The sequence below is a fragment of the Staphylococcus sp. HMSC34G04 genome (genome assembly GCF_001838765.1).
GTDB lineage: Bacteria > Bacillota > Bacilli > Staphylococcales > Staphylococcaceae > Staphylococcus > Staphylococcus epidermidis.
Window position 1 is genome coordinate 46,876 of the sequence record NZ_KV838739.1, and the last position, 16,204, is coordinate 63,079.

Annotated in this window: 14 protein-coding genes; all 14 read left to right on the plus strand. The window is 32.3% G+C overall.

The genetic code is table 11. The features are described 5' to 3' along the window. Positions 1–273 precede the first annotated feature (273 nt). The gene (gene rbfA / locus HMPREF3241_RS06970) at positions 274–624 is read left to right on the plus strand and encodes a 30S ribosome-binding factor RbfA (protein WP_002457359.1); all 351 of its coding nucleotides are present in this window, start codon (positions 274–276) and stop codon (positions 622–624) included. A 137-nt stretch (positions 625–761) separates the two neighbouring features. After that, positions 762–1,679, plus strand: coding sequence for a tRNA pseudouridine(55) synthase TruB (gene truB, locus HMPREF3241_RS06975; protein WP_002446303.1), 918 nt, complete (start codon positions 762–764; stop codon positions 1,677–1,679). 15 nt (positions 1,680–1,694) lie between these two features. Further along, entirely contained in the window at positions 1,695–2,666 is a 972-nt protein-coding gene (locus tag HMPREF3241_RS06980; RefSeq protein WP_002446304.1) for a bifunctional riboflavin kinase/FAD synthetase, read from the plus strand. 118 nt (positions 2,667–2,784) lie between these two features. Then, positions 2,785–3,054: a 30S ribosomal protein S15 gene (gene rpsO / locus HMPREF3241_RS06985; RefSeq protein WP_002439528.1), complete on the plus strand. Its 270-nt coding sequence runs from the start codon at positions 2,785–2,787 to the stop codon at positions 3,052–3,054. Between the two features lie 131 nt (positions 3,055–3,185). Beyond that, positions 3,186–5,291, plus strand: coding sequence for a polyribonucleotide nucleotidyltransferase (gene pnp / locus HMPREF3241_RS06990; RefSeq protein WP_002446305.1), 2,106 nt, complete (start codon positions 3,186–3,188; stop codon positions 5,289–5,291). A gap of 369 nt (positions 5,292–5,660) precedes the next feature. Then, complete coding sequence (gene rnjB, locus HMPREF3241_RS06995) at positions 5,661–7,334, plus strand: ribonuclease J2 (RefSeq protein WP_002457357.1); 1,674 nt, start codon at positions 5,661–5,663, stop codon at positions 7,332–7,334. A 266-nt stretch (positions 7,335–7,600) separates the two neighbouring features. Further along, entirely contained in the window at positions 7,601–9,994 is a 2,394-nt protein-coding gene (locus tag HMPREF3241_RS07000; RefSeq protein WP_002446306.1) for a DNA translocase FtsK, read from the plus strand. Positions 9,995–9,996: 2 nt separating this feature from the next. Continuing rightward, a complete protein-coding gene (locus HMPREF3241_RS07005; RefSeq protein ID WP_002446307.1) occupies positions 9,997–10,710 on the plus strand; it encodes a GntR family transcriptional regulator in 714 nt (237 codons plus the stop codon). Positions 10,711–10,739: 29 nt separating this feature from the next. Continuing rightward, positions 10,740–12,011, plus strand: a complete 1,272-nt coding sequence (gene yfmF / locus HMPREF3241_RS07010; protein WP_002446308.1) for an EF-P 5-aminopentanol modification-associated protein YfmF — start codon at positions 10,740–10,742, stop codon at positions 12,009–12,011. After that, the gene (yfmH, locus tag HMPREF3241_RS07015) at positions 12,011–13,300 is read left to right on the plus strand and encodes an EF-P 5-aminopentanol modification-associated protein YfmH (RefSeq protein WP_002446309.1); all 1,290 of its coding nucleotides are present in this window, start codon (positions 12,011–12,013) and stop codon (positions 13,298–13,300) included. Before yfmF ends, yfmH begins: the two co-directional genes overlap by 1 nt. Next, the gene (gene ymfI / locus HMPREF3241_RS07020) at positions 13,297–14,001 is read left to right on the plus strand and encodes an elongation factor P 5-aminopentanone reductase (RefSeq protein ID WP_002446310.1); all 705 of its coding nucleotides are present in this window, start codon (positions 13,297–13,299) and stop codon (positions 13,999–14,001) included. The genes yfmH and ymfI overlap by 4 nt, the downstream gene beginning before the upstream one ends. Before the next feature lie 153 nt (positions 14,002–14,154). Further along, positions 14,155–14,982 (plus strand): YmfK family protein, encoded by an 828-nt coding sequence (locus HMPREF3241_RS07025; RefSeq protein ID WP_002457352.1) that lies wholly within the window; start codon positions 14,155–14,157, stop codon positions 14,980–14,982. Between the two features lie 18 nt (positions 14,983–15,000). After that, a complete protein-coding gene (locus HMPREF3241_RS07030; protein ID WP_002446312.1) occupies positions 15,001–15,393 on the plus strand; it encodes a helix-turn-helix domain-containing protein in 393 nt (130 codons plus the stop codon). A gap of 28 nt (positions 15,394–15,421) precedes the next feature. Further along, entirely contained in the window at positions 15,422–16,003 is a 582-nt protein-coding gene (pgsA, locus tag HMPREF3241_RS07035; RefSeq protein ID WP_002446313.1) for a CDP-diacylglycerol--glycerol-3-phosphate 3-phosphatidyltransferase, read from the plus strand. Positions 16,004–16,204 lie beyond the last annotated feature (201 nt).

Sequence of the window (16,204 nt, forward strand, 5' to 3'; positions counted from 1 at the left end):
CTAAGTTAACTACTTTAAGATATTTCATAAACCTAATATCTTAAAGTAGAGTATGACATACTTTGCTTAACCAACAATCAAAGTGAAGATATAAATTTTGATTTGGAAAAGCATAATGTTGTGCTATCAATACTTTAGTTATGGTCTCTCATTTAATATTATTTTATTGATTCATTGTTGATAATTTAATAAAATGAACATCAAAAGTTAATCATTAACTCTAATATTTCACAGTTATTTGTGAGTAAAGTAAAAATGAAGAGAGGTGAGATGATGAATAATATAAGAGCAGAACGTGTAGGAGAACAAATGAAACAAGAAATCATGGATATTGTTAATAATAAAGTTAAAGATCCTAGAGTTGGTTTTTTAACAATTACTGATGTTGAATTAACAAATGACCTTTCACAAGCAAAAGTATATTTAACAGTGTTAGGGAATGATAAAGAAGTTGATAATACATTTAAAGCTTTGCATAAAGCAACTGGATTTATAAAATCTGAACTTGGTTCTCGAATGCGCCTAAGAATTATACCTGAGTTAACATTCGAATATGATGAATCTATCGAATACGGTAATAAAATAGAACGCATGATTCAAGATTTACACAAAAATGATAAATAATATATTTTATAGTAGGCACAGTCATTCATAAAGCATATTTTTGATATTGCCTACTATTTTTATGTAAAACGCTAATTAAAGAATTAAAATATCGTGTTATAATAATAAACGTTATTAAAAGTTAAAGGTGTGACAACATGTATAATGGCATACTACCGGTATTTAAGGAACGAGGTTTAACAAGTCATGACGTCGTTTTTAAATTACGTAAAATTTTAAAAATGAAAAAAATTGGTCATACAGGAACATTAGACCCTGAAGTAAATGGTGTGTTACCAATTTGTTTAGGTGATGCGACAAAAGTCAGTGATTATATCATGGAAATGGGAAAAACTTATCACGCTACGGTAACGTTAGGAATGAGTACGACTACTGAAGACCAAACCGGAGATATTTTAGAAACTAGAGCTGTTGATAAGAATGATATCAATGAAGATACGATTGACCAAGTGTTGCAGCAATTTGAGGGGCATATTCAACAAATTCCGCCTATGTATTCTTCTGTTAAAGTAAATGGAAGAAAATTATATGAATATGCGAGAAATAATGAAACTGTCGAACGCCCTAAACGGCAAGTATTTATTAAAGATATACATAGAATATCTGAAGTTACTTTTCAGGAGCAGACATGTCATTTTGAAGTTGAAGTAACATGTGGTAAAGGAACTTATATTAGAACTTTAGCTACAGATATTGGACTTAAACTTGGTTTTCCAGCTCATATGTCACGTCTAACTAGAATAGCTTCAGGCGGTTTTCAATTAGAAAGTAGTTTAACTATTGATCAAATTAAAGAATTACATGAGCATGATTCATTACATAACGAATTGTTTCCTATAGAATATGGCTTGAAAGGTTTGAAATCATTCCAAGTGAAAGATTCAAATTTTAAAAAGAAAATCTGTAATGGTCAAAAATTTCATAAAAAAGTGTTAAGTCAAGATGTTAAAGAACCTTTTATATTTGTCGATAATAGTACTCAAAAAGTTTTAGCAATATATATAGTTCATCCAGACAAACCTTATGAAATAAAACCTAAAAAAGTTTTTAATTAAAGGAGAAATAATATTATGAAAGTGATAGAAGTTACTCATCCCATACAAAGTAATCAATTCATAACTGAAAATGTTGCTATGGCTTTTGGTTTCTTCGATGGTATGCATAGAGGTCACGATAAGGTGTTTCAAGTGCTTGATGAAAAGGCAAAAGAGCATCAACTTAAAAAAGCTGTTATGACGTTTGATCCACACCCCTCAGTCGTATTAAACCCTGAGCGTAAACGTACAACCTACCTTACACCACTTTCAGATAAGTTAGAAATGATAGCAGAACACGGTATAGACTATTGTATCGTTATCAATTTTTCATCAAGGTTTGCTAGTGTGACATCTGACGATTTCATAAAAAAATACATTATTAATAACCATGTTAAAGAAGTGATTGCAGGGTTTGATTTTACTTTTGGTAAATTTGGAAAAGGAAATATGACGGTACTTCAGGAATCTAAAGCTTTTAATACGACTATTGTAGGAAAACAAGAGATGGATTCTGAAAAAATTTCTACAACTGCAATACGCCAAGCGCTTACAGATGGTCATTTACAGAAAGCAAATGACGAATTGGGGTATATATATAGAATTAAAGGAACTGTAGTACAAGGTGAAAAACGTGGAAGAACAATTGGTTTTCCAACAGCTAATGTGCAACCCAGTGATGATTATGTACTACCAAAAAAAGGTGTTTACGCGGTGAGTATGGAAATTGGTCCTGAGAGTAAATTACATCGTGGTGTAGCTAACGTTGGAGTTAAACCTACATTTCACGATCCAGCTAGGGCTGAGTTAGTTATTGAAGTGAATATATTTGATTTTAATGAAAATATTTACGGTGAACGTGTGACTGTGTATTGGCATCACTTTTTAAGACCAGAAGTTAAATTTGATGGTATCGATCCACTAGTTAAACAAATGAATGAAGATAAAGCGAAGGCTAAACATTTATTATCTATTGATTTCGATGATGATATATCATATAATATATAAAGTTGACAGAGATACAAGATTATTCTTATTCTCTAGATATACCTTTTTCTTAGTAGGTCGATTCTCCGACGCCTCACTCAGATTAAGGAGTTAAATATAATTAAGGAGGAAATTGATAATGGCAATTTCACAACAACGTAAAGATGAATTAATTAAAGAATATCGTGTGCACGAAACTGATACTGGTTCACCAGAAGTTCAAATCGCTGTATTAACTGCAGAAATTACTGCATTAAATGAGCATTTACGTGAACACAAGAAAGACCACCATTCACGTCGTGGTTTATTGAAAATGGTAGGTCGTCGTCGTCACTTACTAAACTACTTACGTAGTAAAGATATTCAACGTTACCGTGAATTAATTAAATCATTAGGTATTCGTCGTTAATCTTAATATAGAACTAGGAAAGCACCATGGATGGTACTTTCCTTTTTTTATTATGATACATAATAAAAAATATAAAATCAGTTAAATAAATGATATGATATAAATATTAGAATTAAGAGAGGAGATTCATAATGTCTCAAGAGAAGAAAGTTTTTAAAACTGAATGGGCTGGGCGTTCTTTAACTATTGAGACAGGACAATTAGCAAAGCAAGCTAATGGTGCTGTTTTAGTGCGTTATGGAGATACAGTTGTCCTATCAACTGCAACTGCTTCTAAAGAACCTAGAGATGGCGATTTTTTCCCATTAACTGTAAATTACGAAGAAAAAATGTATGCTGCTGGTAAAATACCAGGAGGATTCAAAAAAAGAGAAGGTCGCCCTGGTGATGAAGCAACGTTAACAGCTCGTCTCATTGATAGACCTATTCGTCCACTGTTTCCAAAGGGATATAGACATGACGTACAAATCATGAATATTGTCTTAAGTGCTGATCCAGATTGCTCACCAGAAATGGCAGCAATGATTGGTTCTTCGATGGCGTTAAGTGTTTCAGATATTCCATTCCAAGGTCCCATCGCAGGTGTCAATGTAGGTTATATCGATGGCAAATATGTCATTAATCCTTCCGTCGCTGATAAAGAAATTTCTAGATTAGATTTAGAAGTTGCTGGTCATAAAGATGCGGTAAACATGGTTGAAGCAGGCGCAAGTGAAATTACTGAGAGTGAGATGCTTGAGGCTATTTTCTTCGGACACGAGGAAATCAAACGACTTGTTGCATTCCAACAAGAAATCATCGACCACATTCAACCGATCAAACAAGAATTTGTACCGGTGGAAAGAGACGAAGATTTAGTTGAAAAAGTAAAACGTCTAACTGAAGATAAAGGACTTAAAGAGACGGTTTTAACTTTCGATAAGCAACAACGAGATGAAAACTTAGATGTTCTGAAAGAAGAAGTTGTTGGTCATTTTCTAGATGAAGAAGATCCAGAAAATGAAACGCTTGTTAAAGAAGTTTATGCAATTCTAAATGACTTAATTAAAGAAGAAGTAAGACGTCTAATTGCTGATGAAAAAATACGACCTGATGGACGTAAAGTAGATGAAATAAGACCTCTTGAATCAGAAGTTGGTTTGTTGCCAAGAGCTCATGGGTCAGGTTTATTTACTCGTGGTCAGACACAAGCACTTTCAGTTTTAACTTTAGGCGCACTTGGAGATTATCAATTAATTGATGGTTTAGGACCTGAGGTAGAGAAACGATTTATGCATCATTATAACTTTCCTAATTTCTCTGTAGGAGAAACTGGCCCTGTACGTGCACCTGGTAGACGTGAGATTGGCCATGGTGCGCTTGGTGAAAGAGCATTACGATACATTATACCTGATACTCAAGATTTCCCTTACACAATTCGTATTGTAAGTGAAGTACTAGAGTCTAACGGTTCATCATCTCAAGCATCGATTTGTGGTTCAACATTAGCATTAATGGATGCCGGTGTACCAATTAAAGCGCCAGTCGCAGGGATTGCAATGGGATTAGTAACGCGTGACGATAGCTATACAATTTTAACTGATATTCAAGGTATGGAAGATGCATTAGGTGATATGGACTTCAAAGTAGCAGGTACTAAAGACGGTATTACTGCGATTCAAATGGATATTAAAATTGATGGTTTAACTCGAGAAGTTATCGAAGAAGCACTAGAACAAGCGCGTCAAGGACGATTAGCTATTATGGATCATATGCTTCACACGATTGAACAACCACGCGAAGAATTAAGTGCTTATGCACCAAAAGTGGTAACTATGAGTATTAACCCAGATAAAATTCGAGACGTGATTGGACCAGGTGGTAAGAAAATCAATGAAATCATCGACGAAACTGGAGTTAAATTAGATATTGAGCAAGATGGTACAATCTTTATAGGGGCTGTAGATCAAGCGATGATTAATCGTGCAAAAGAAATTATCGAAGATATTACACGCGAAGCAGAAGTTGGACAAGTATATCATGCTAAAGTAAAACGTATTGAAAAGTATGGTGCTTTCGTTGAATTGTTCCCTGGCAAAGACGCATTATTACACATTTCTCAAATTTCACAAGAAAGAATTAATAAAGTAGAAGATGTTCTTAAAATTGGAGATACAATTGAAGTGAAAATTACTGAAATCGATAAACAAGGTCGCGTTAATGCGTCACATAAAGTATTAGAACAATCTAAAAATTAAAATGTATCAATATATGAACCTAATGTATGTGTTCTGTAAAAAACTGCCAACAAAGCTAAATGCTTTGCGAGCAGTTTTTTTATTATTAATATGACTATTCAGTGGGATAAATGTATTTTGTTAGTGATGTTATAGGGTGACTTAAAAACTTACATTCAATTAAAATCATTTAATAAGTAAAAGTAATATTTAGTATGTAAATGCGACAATTGTTTTATTAAATATGATAAAAACATTAATTTTAAAAAATATACTCTCAATAATCAAATGGTATAACAGTGCAATAATAGTGTACATCAAGGTCGTTTTAACTTATAATAAATAGTGAGTTTGTATATGGACGGGTCACTATTTATAGGAGGTAACATTTTGAGTTTAATAAAGAAAAAAAATAAAGATATTCGTATTATTCCACTCGGTGGAGTAGGCGAAATCGCTAAAAATATGTACATCGTTGAAGTAGACGATGAAATGTTTATGTTGGATGCAGGATTAATGTTCCCAGAAGATGAAATGCTTGGGGTAGATATTGTTATTCCTGACATTCAATATGTCATTGAAAACAAAGAAAGATTAAAAGGAATATTTCTTACACACGGTCATGAACATGCTATAGGCGCAGTAAGCTATGTGTTAGAACAAATAGATGCACCAGTTTATGGTTCTAAATTGACAATTGCACTTGTTAAAGAAGCAATGAAGGCCCGAAATATTAAAAAGAAAGTACGTTACTATACTGTAAACCATGATTCAATTATGAGATTTAAAAATGTTAACGTTAGTTTCTTTAATACAACACATAGCATTCCCGATAGCTTAGGCGTATGTATTCATACTTCTTATGGTTCTATAGTTTATACTGGAGAGTTTAAGTTTGATCAAAGTTTGCATGGACATTATGCTCCAGATTTGAAACGCATGGCAGAAATTGGTGATGAGGGTGTGTTCGCATTAATCAGTGATTCAACAGAAGCTGAAAAGCCAGGATATAACACGCCTGAAAATATTATTGAACATCACATGTATGATGCTTTTGCCAAGGTTAAAGGTAGACTTATTGTATCATGCTATGCTTCAAACTTCGTTCGTATTCAACAAGTGCTTAACATTGCAAGTCAACTTAATCGTAAAGTGTCATTTTTAGGTCGTTCACTTGAAAGTTCGTTTAACATAGCACGTAAAATGGGATACTTTGATATACCAAAAGATTTATTAATACCTATTAATGAAGTGGAAAATTACCCTAAAAATGAAGTGATTATTATTGCTACAGGTATGCAAGGTGAACCAGTAGAAGCATTAAGTCAAATGGCTCGCAAGAAGCATAAAATTATGAACATAGAAGAAGGGGATTCAATATTCCTAGCAATTACTGCTTCAGCTAATATGGAAGTTATTATTGCAGATACATTAAATGAGTTAGTGCGTGCTGGAGCACATATAATTCCAAACAACAAGAAAATTCATGCGTCAAGTCATGGTTGTATGGAAGAATTGAAAATGATGTTAAATATCATGAAACCTGAATATTTTGTACCTGTTCAAGGTGAATTTAAAATGCAGATTGCACATGCCAAATTAGCAGCAGAAACAGGTGTAGCACCTGAGAAAATTTTCTTAGTTGAAAAAGGCGACGTGATTAGTTATAACGGTAAAGATATGATTTTAAATGAAAAAGTTCAATCAGGTAATATACTTATTGATGGGATTGGCGTTGGTGACGTAGGTAATATCGTATTAAGAGATCGACATCTATTAGCCGAAGACGGTATTTTTATTGCGGTTGTGACATTAGACCCTAAAAATCGACGTATTGCTGCAGGACCTGAAATTCAATCAAGAGGCTTCGTCTATGTTAGAGAAAGTGAAGAACTTTTGAAAGAGGCTGAAGAAAAAGTACGTAAAATTGTAGAGGAAGGTCTTCAAGAAAAACGAATAGAATGGTCAGAAATCAAGCAAAATATGAGAGATCAAATCAGTAAGTTACTATTTGAGAGTACAAAACGCCGTCCAATGATTATTCCAGTCATATCGGAAATCTAATCTTAATAGAATAATATTTAAAGAGGTTGGGACAATTTAGCAAAGCAAAATCATGTTTAATGACTTTGTTCAACAATTAGTTTTTCTTTTAAATATTTATCAGTTTCTAATATCTTAGAGTTTGGTAAATATGAGAGTGAATCTAAATAATCTAAGTTGTTCTTGCCTCTTTCATCTTATTAAAAATACATATAAATTATATATTCAAATGGGATGAATACTCTAAATATAGTAATGATGAGAGATTAAAAAAGAAGGTGTAGGTATTGCCACAAGCAAAAAAAAGAACATCGACGAAGAGAAAGGGTAATAAAAAAACGAATAAAAAAAAGCAAAATGAAACGCCTTTAAGATATATATTCTCAATAATTGTAGTAATTCTTATTATACTAGGCGCTTTTCAATTAGGAATCATTGGTAGAATGATTGATAGCTTTTTTAATTATCTTTTTGGAATGAGTCGATACTTAACTTATATTTTAGTACTTATTGCAACAATCTTTATAACATACTCTAAGCAAATACCTAGAACTCGACGTAGTATCGGTGCAATAGTTTTACAATTAGCTTTGTTATTTATAACGCAATTGTATTTTCATTTTTCACATAATATTACTTCACAAAGAGAGCCTGTACTGTCCTTTGTTTATAAAGCTTATGAACAAACACATTTTCCAAATTTTGGGGGCGGCTTAATAGGTTTTTATTTACTTAAACTATTTATACCTCTCATATCTATTGTAGGTGTAATAATAATAACTATCCTGTTACTAGCTTCGAGTTTCATTTTATTACTTAATTTAAGACATAGAGATGTTACAAAAAGTTTATTCGACAACCTCAAGTCATCAAGTAATCATGCATCTGAGTCAATAAAGCAAAAAAGAGAACAAAATAAGATTAAAAAAGAAGAAAAAGCTCAATTAAAAGAGGAAAAAATTGAACGGAAAAAACAAAAAAAATCACGTCAAAATAATAATGTCATTAAAGATGTTAGTGATTTTCCAGAGATTTCCCAGTCAAACGATATTCCAATATATGGTCATAATGAGCAAGAAGATAAAAGACAAAATACTACTAACCAACGTCAAAAACGTGTTTTGGATAATGAACAATTTCAACAATCATTACCAAGTACCAAAAATCAATCAATAAATAATAATCAGCCATCTACAACTGCTGAAAACAATCAACAACAAAGTAAGGCTGAAGGCTCAATATCTGAAGCTGGTGAAGAAGCCAATATTGAGTATACGGTGCCACCTTTATCTTTATTAAAACAGCCTACCAAACAAAAAACTACTTCAAAAGCTGAAGTCCAACGTAAAGGTCAGGTTTTAGAATCCACACTAAAAAACTTTGGTGTTAATGCTAAAGTAACACAAATTAAAATCGGTCCTGCAGTGACACAATATGAAATTCAACCAGCACAAGGTGTTAAAGTAAGTAAAATAGTCAATCTCCATAATGACATTGCATTAGCTTTGGCTGCGAAAGATGTACGAATAGAAGCACCTATTCCAGGTCGCTCTGCGGTAGGAATTGAGGTTCCTAATGATAAAATCTCACTTGTCACTCTAAAAGAAGTTTTAGAAGATAAGTTCCCATCTAAGTATAAATTAGAAGTCGGCATTGGTAGAGATATTTCTGGTGATCCAATATCAATTCAATTAAATGAAATGCCTCACTTACTCGTTGCTGGTTCAACAGGAAGCGGTAAATCAGTTTGTATTAACGGTATTATAACGAGTATATTGCTCAATACAAAACCGCACGAAGTTAAACTTATGTTAATCGATCCTAAAATGGTAGAGTTAAATGTTTACAATGGTATTCCTCATTTACTTATACCGGTTGTAACAAATCCACATAAAGCGTCTCAAGCTTTAGAAAAAATTGTTTCAGAAATGGAACGTCGTTATGATTTGTTTCAACATTCATCGACACGAAATATTGAAGGATATAACCAATATATACGCAAACAGAATGAGGAACTTGATGAAAAACAATCTGAGTTACCATATATCGTCGTAATAGTGGATGAATTGGCTGATTTAATGATGGTTGCAGGTAAAGAAGTAGAAAATGCTATCCAACGTATTACTCAAATGGCTAGAGCTGCGGGTATACACTTAATTGTAGCTACTCAAAGACCTTCAGTTGATGTTATTACTGGTATTATTAAAAATAACATTCCATCAAGAATTGCGTTCGCTGTAAGTTCTCAAACTGACTCTAGAACAATAATTGGTGCTGGTGGAGCTGAAAAGTTACTTGGTAAAGGTGATATGCTATATGTTGGTAACGGAGAATCTACCACAACCCGAATTCAAGGTGCTTTTTTAAGCGATCAAGAAGTGCAAGACGTTGTTAATTATGTTGTAGAGCAACAGAAAGCAAATTATGTTAAAGAAATGGAACCAGATGCACCTGTAGATAAATCAGAAATGAAGAGTGAGGACGCTTTATATGATGAAGCTTATTTATTTGTAATAGAAAAGCAAAAAGCTAGTACTTCTTTATTACAACGACAATTTAGAATCGGTTATAATCGAGCTTCAAGGCTCATGGATGATTTGGAACGTAACCAAGTTATTGGTCCACAAAAAGGAAGTAAACCTAGACAAATTTTAGTTGATTTAGAAAATGACGAGGTGTAAAAATGTCGGAAATGAGTGCAATCTATAGAGTAAAACAATACATTTTAAATTTAATTAAAGATGGTGAACTTACTAATGGAAGTAAATTACCTAGTAATTTGTCAATTGCGAGAGCATTAAATGTTAAAACAGATGATGTTTACGATGGTATAGATGAGTTGATTACTGAACAAGTAGTAACGGATAATTTTGAAGAGGGGACTAGCGTAAAAATCAAGCCCCCTTTCTATTACCCGTTAAATAAAATTATTAGTATAGGGACTATGATTAAAGAAGCAGGTTATGAAGCAGGAACAGAATATCTGAATCTTGACGAGCAACCTGCAACTATTTTAGATGCTGAACATTTAGGTATAGAAACAAAAGAACCTATAACAATTATTGAGAGACTAAGGACTGCTAATCATAAGCCGGTCGTATATTGTTTAGACAAAATAGCAAAAACTTATCTAACTTGCACAGATTATCAACAGAGTAGTGGTTCAATGTTAGAAGCTATTAAAGCATCTACAAATCATGTAATCATGCATGCAGAAATGGATTTAGAAGCAATTAGTTACGAACCTCATATCTCAGAAGTGCTTAATGCTTCACCTCACGAAGGGCTTATGTTACTTAAAGTAGTACATTATGACGAAAAGCATCAACCAATTTTGTATTCTTTAAATTATATTAAGAGTAGTTTAGTTAAATTCACTATTACTAAAAGTGAATAAATTGTCATATTAGACCAGGAGGTTAGATTTTGGAGAGATTCAATCAAGATAATACAAAAGTTCGAGTCAATGTTTTGCCTACCGATAAATTTAAAACAACGACAATTACCTTTAAATTTATGGCACCATTAAACTATAAAACAATTACTTCACGTTCAATTTTAAGTAAAGTATTAGTTCGTGCAACACAACAATGGCCCACCGATAAAACTTTAAATAAACAGTTATCAGAATTGTATGGCGCCTATGTTAATAGTTTTGTTTCAAAGTTTAAAGATAGGCATGTTATTACAATCTCATTAGAAGTAGTTAATGAAAAATTCTTAAAAGATAAAACCCCTTTATTTGAAAAGGGATTAGATACGTTAAAAGAAATAATTTGGAATCCATTAATCAAAGATAGATGCTTTGATCATACATATGTAGCTCAAGAAAAGTCTTTACTTAGCAAAAAACTTGAAGCAATGGAAGATAATAAAGCACAGTATTCATTTCTTCAGTTAATGAATTATATGTTTAAACAGGAGCCTTATCGATATATAGCGACAGGTCAATTAGAACAAATTCCACAAGTGACTTCTGAAAGTCTATACGATACATATCTATCCATGATACAAAATGATGATTGTGCCATTTATGTTGTAGGAAATATTAACAAAGAGGAAGTAACACAACTAATTCTAGATAAGTTTGCAATTAAGCCTTTCTATTTAGAAAATAGAGAAACTACTGAAATCGCACCTTCTTTTGATCAACCGCAATATATAATTGAAAAAGACGATGTTGACCAAGCTAAATTGAATTTGGGATATCGCTTTCCATCTTATTATGGGAAAAGTAATTACTATGCATTTATAATATTAAATATGATGTTTGGAGGAGATCCTTCCTCAGTACTATTTAACGAAGTCAGAGAAAAGCAAAGTTTGGCATACTCTATACATTCACAAATTGATGGTAAAAACGGATTTTTATTTGTTTTAAGTGGAGTTTCTGCTGAGAAATATGAGCAAGCAAAAGAAACTGTTATCAAAGAGTTTGATAAGATAAAAAATGGAGATTTCGATTCTAATAAAATTGAATTAGCTAAAAAAATCATTATTTCTCATAGACACGAAGCATCAGATAGACCCAAAAGTATAATTGAAATACTGCATAATCAATTATTATTAAACCACCAGCAAACAGATCAAGATTTTATAAATGCAGTGAATCGAGTGACGAAGACAGATGTTATTAAATTGGCAAATGAAGCTGTTCTAGATACAATTTATGTACTAACGAAAGGAGACCAACACTGATGAAAACACATCAATATGAACTTATAGATGAGAAAGTTTTCGAACATGAGTTTGATAATGGGTTGAAATTATTTGTCATACCAAAGCCTGGTTTTCAAAAAACGTATGTGACCTACACAACACAGTTTGGTTCATTGGACAATCATTTTAAGCCCATAGGTAGTCAGCAATTTGTAGAAGTTCCTGACGGTGTGGCACACTTTTTAGAACATAAATTGTTTGAAAAAGAAGATGAAGATTTATTTACTGCATTTGCCGAAGAGAATGCGCAAGCTAATGCTTTTACAAGCTTTGATCGTACGAGTTATTTATTTAGCGCAACAAGTAATATTGAAAGTAACATTAAACGTCTCCTCAATATGGTAGAAACACCTTATTTTACTGAAGAAACAGTTAATAAAGAAAAAGGGATTATAGCTGAGGAAATTAAAATGTACCAGGAACAACCAGGATATAAATTAATGTTTAATACTTTAAGGGCTATGTATTCCAAACACCCGATACGGGTGGATATTGCTGGTAGTGTTGAAAGCATTTATGAAATAACTAAAGATGATTTATACTTATGTTATGAAACATTTTATCATCCCTCTAATATGGTGTTGTTTGTGGTAGGCGATGTTAGTCCTCAATCGATAATTAAACTTGTGGAAAAGCATGAAAATCAAAGAGATAAAACTTATCAACCACGTATTGAACGTGCGCAAATTGATGAGCCTAGAGAGGTAAATCAACGGTTTGTTTCCGAGAAAATGAAATTACAGTCACCACGATTGATGTTAGGTTTTAAAAATGAACCATTAGATGAAAGTGCAACGAAATTTGTTCAAAGAGATTTGGAAATGACTTTTTTCTACGAATTAGTTTTTGGTGAGGAAACTGAGTTTTATCAACAACTTTTAAATAAAGATTTAATAGATGAAACATTCGGTTATCAATTTGTATTGGAACCAAGTTACAGTTTTTCAATTATTACTAGTGCAACACAACAGCCTGATCTATTTAAACAACTAATAATGGATGAATTAAGAAAATATAAAGGAAACCTTAAAGATCAAGAAGCATTTGATTTGTTGAAAAAGCAATTTATTGGAGAATTCATATCAAGTTTAAATTCTCCAGAATATATAGCTAATCAATATGCAAAACTCTATTTCGAGGGAGTGAGTGTATTTGATATGCTAGATATCGTAGAAAATATTACGTTAGAGAGTGTAAATGAAACTTCCGAATTATTCTTGAACTTTGACCAACTTGTTGATAGTCGTCTGGAGATGGAAAATAGATGAAAGCGCTAGTCATAGGTGGTTCTGGAACAATAGGGCGTGCCATTGTAAAACGACTGCTATTTGAAGGTTATGAAGTCTTCTTACATTATCATTCAGCTCAATATTCTGATTTAAGTAATCAATTTAAAAATAGCAAAATTACATTTATTCAATGTGATTTAACCAAAGATATAAAACTCGAAGATTACTTTGGACACATTGACGAGCTAGATTGTCTGATTTATACCAGTGGGACAGCATTATATGGCATGTTACAAGATATGAGTGATTGTGACATCGATAATAGTTATGCATTAAATGTAAGACAATTTATACGTTTGACTCGCTACTTTATTGATATTTTAAGGCAGAGTAACAATGGACGTATCATTGTTATTTCATCAATTTGGGGAGAAACTGGAGCTAGTTTAGAGACAATCTATTCAGCAATGAAAAGTGCTCAAATTGGTTTTGTTAAAGCATTAAGTCAAGAATTAGCTTTAACTTCAGTAACTGTAAATGCTATTACACCAGGCATGGTAAAAGGAAAAATGAGCGATGTATGGTCTAAAGATGAGTTATCGAATATAGTAGCAGAGTTACCTCAGCAAAGAATGATTGATCCCTCTGAAGTGGCACATGCTTGTGCATACTTGTGTAGTACTATGTCAAAAAGTATAACGGGAACGGTCCACAAAGTAAATGGCGGATGGTATATTTAAATGCTTTGTCAGTAAAAGATAAGTTTTCTTATTTCAATTGTTATAGGAGCAACATATAAGTAATAATAAAAGAAGTATCTTTTTATTATTGGTGTTATAATATGATAAACAAAGTTTTCATGTGCTTCGTTGTTAACAAGGGGTGGTCAAGAGATGACTTTTGCAAAAAGGAAAGAGTGGTACTTAGAATATGAGATAACTGTAAATCGTGCTGGCTTACTCGGTGATATTTCAAGTTTGCTTGGAATGCTCGGTATTAGTATTGTTACAATTAATGGTGTTGATCAGGGAAAAAGGGGATTGTTAATCAAAACAGATCAACTAGAAAAGGTCGAAAGGTTCGAACAAATTGTAAAAGAAATTAATGAAATAGAAATTACAAAGTTAAGAGTTCCTGAATTACGAGATAGACTCGCTGTACGACACGGTAGATATATTGAACAGGATGCTGATGATAAAAAGACTTTTAAATTTGAACGAGAAGATTTAGGATTACTTGTTGATTTTTTAGCTGAGTTATTTAAAGAAGAGGGACATAAATTAATCGGAATACGTGGAATGCCTAGAGTTGGTAAAACTGAATCTATTGTAGCTGGAAGTGTTTGTGCACATAAAAGATGGTTATTCATTAGCTCAACTTTAATTAAACAAACAGTAAGGCGTTCACTATTTAAAGGTGAATATGATTCTAATCACGTATATATCATTGATGGTGCGGTAACAGCACGTGAATTGAACCCTGAACACCAAGAATTGGTGAGAGAGGTTATGACGTTACCCTCAATAAAAGTTGTTGAACATCCAGATTTATTTGTAGAGTCGTGCAATTATAATATGGAAGATTTTGACTATATTATTGAATTGAGAGAAAATGAAAATCAAGAGATTCGATATGAAGAAATGAAGAAACATACGGTTCAAAGTAAGAATAATTTAGATTTTGGAGATCCATTTGGTGGAGGGTTTGGTTTCTTTGAATAATGTCTAGGAGGACTTTGAGTGAAAACGATTGGTGAAGTGTTGAAAAGTAGACGTGAAAGATTGGGTATGACACTAAGTGAATTAGAACAAAGAACTCAGTTAAAGCGTCAAACGTTAATACATATAGAAAACAATGATTTTAATGAACTAGCCAAGAGTGATTATACTGAAGGTTTTATTAGAAAATACGCTAAAGTTGTAAATATCGAACCAAATCAACTTATTGAAGCACATCAAGATGAGATTCCTGAAACACAATATCAAATTGATGATGTGATACAAACATTTTCTAATGGGTATGAACCCCCTTACCAACGTCAATCTAAAGAAGTGTTTCAATTGTTGATGTGGATGGGTTTCATTATTTTAATATCTTTAATCGTTTGGATACTCGCAATATTAATTATATAAATATATGTTTTAGAAATGAGGATTTAATATGAATATACCGAATCAAATAACGGTATTTAGAGTTATTTTAATACCATTTTTTATTTTATTTGCTTTAGTTGATTTTGGTTTTGGGCAAATTTCAATTTTAGGTGGAAATCATATCAGAATTGAAATATTAATTAGTGCTATCATATTTGTGGTTGCATCATTAAGTGATTTTGCTGATGGTTATCTTGCCCGCAAATGGCAATTAGTTACTAATATGGGGAAATTCTTAGATCCACTTGCAGACAAATTATTGGTCGCGAGTGCATTAATTGTTATGGTGCAACTTGGTTTTACTAATTCTGTCGTTGCTATTATTATTATTGCTCGAGAATTTGCTGTTACAGGATTACGATTACTACAAATTGAACAAGGGTTTGTAAGTGCTGCAGGGCAACTTGGAAAAATAAAAACTGCAGTGACAATGGTTGCAATTATATGGATTTTATTCGGCGATCCTTTCATGCACTATGTACATTTCCCAATTGGAGTGTGGTTATTATACATTGGAGTATTCTTTACTATTCTTTCAGGTATTGAATATTTTTATAAAGGAAGAGATGTATTTAAACATTCTAAATAAATGTGTAATTTAAAAATTGAGCTTGTAAATTTATTTCATCTATAAAGTACCATATCAATTTGTTATATAATCATACTCTCTAAAAATATATACATTTTGATTTAGTTATCTTTGTCAAAGGTTTGTTTCCTACTCTAGATGGGTTGCAAACCTTTTATTTTTTTAATTGATCTATTGTGACAAAGAAGATAAAACATTTAC